Origin of the sequence: Photobacterium kasasachensis, assembly GCF_050336885.1 — a bacterium.
In the GTDB taxonomy this organism is placed as follows: Bacteria; Pseudomonadota; Gammaproteobacteria; order Enterobacterales; family Vibrionaceae; genus Photobacterium; species Photobacterium kasasachensis.
This window is the reverse complement of sequence record NZ_JAKJSH010000060.1, coordinates 1-1,103: the sequence shown is the minus strand read 5'-3', so window position 1 is coordinate 1,103 and position 1,103 is coordinate 1. Positions and strand designations below refer to the sequence as shown.

At 47.6% G+C, this 1,103-nt stretch carries 3 tRNA genes and 2 rRNA genes; all 5 read left to right on the top strand.

Annotated features, from left to right (window positions below):
* Positions 1–181: ribosomal RNA gene (locus tag L4D19_RS30235) — 16S ribosomal RNA — on the top strand; the annotation flags it as partial.
* A gap of 99 nt (positions 182–280) precedes the next feature.
* Positions 281–356 (top strand) — tRNA-Glu (locus tag L4D19_RS30230).
* A 1-nt stretch (position 357) separates the two neighbouring features.
* Positions 358–433 (top strand) — tRNA-Lys (locus L4D19_RS30225).
* A gap of 67 nt (positions 434–500) precedes the next feature.
* Positions 501–576 (top strand) — tRNA-Val (locus L4D19_RS30220).
* 301 nt (positions 577–877) lie between these two features.
* Positions 878–1,103, top strand: a 23S ribosomal RNA gene (locus L4D19_RS30215); the annotation flags it as partial.

The window sequence follows — 1,103 nt, the reverse complement described above, 5'->3', positions numbered from 1 at the left end:
AATGCTACGGTGAATACGTTCCCGGGCCTTGTACACACCGCCCGTCACACCATGGGAGTGGGCTGCACCAGAAGTAGATAGCTTAACCTTCGGGAGGGCGTTTACCACGGTGTGGTTCATGACTGGGGTGAAGTCGTAACAAGGTAGCCCTAGGGGAACCTGGGGCTGGATCACCTCCTTAACGATAGACTGCTTGTTTGATGCAGTGTCCACACAGATTGCCTGGTTAAAATGTAAGAGAGCGCTAACGTTGCCCAACAACGTTGGCAAGAAATACTTAGTCCCGTTCGTCTAGAGGCCTAGGACACCGCCCTTTCACGGCGGTAACAGGGGTTCGACTCCCCTACGGGACGCCATGGGTCGTTAGCTCAGTTGGTAGAGCAGTTGACTTTTAATCAATTGGTCGCAGGTTCGAATCCTGCACGACCCACCATCTTCTCCTCGGAAGATGGCAGTTTTGATTTCACTTTTACAAAAGTGAAAACAAGCTGAAAAACGGAGGGCGATTAGCTCAGTTGGGAGAGCACCTCCCTTACAAGGAGGGGGTCACTGGTTCGAGCCCGGTATCGCCCACCACTCTTTAAGCGCATTTCTTGAAAAAGAAGTGAGTGTGTTTAAAAAGTGGATATCGAATGATAGACACATGCTCTTTAACAATCTGGAAAGCTGACTAGTAAATTSAATCGTTAGATTSAATTAAAATGTTTTTTATAACTTCTTATTTAAAGAGGGGATAAAGAACGAGTTCTCAAGCAATACACATTCAAGTGTCTTGTGTAAGAGTCCGGCGAAAAACCAATGTCCTTACTTTTCTTGATCGAATGTAGGTGACACAAACCTTGGTTGTTTGAACATACGAAACCTCTTGGGGTTGTATGGTTAAGTGACTAAGCGTACACGGTGGATGCCTTGGCAGTCAGAGGCGATGAAGGACGTACTAACTTGCGTTAAGCCCAGATTAGGCAGTAAGAGCCACTTGAGTCTGGGATTTCCGAATGGGGAAACCCACCTGCACAAGCAGGTATCGCAGCGTGAATACATAGCGTTGCGAGGCGAACCGGGGGAACTGAAACATCTAAGTACCCCGAGGAACAGAAATCAAC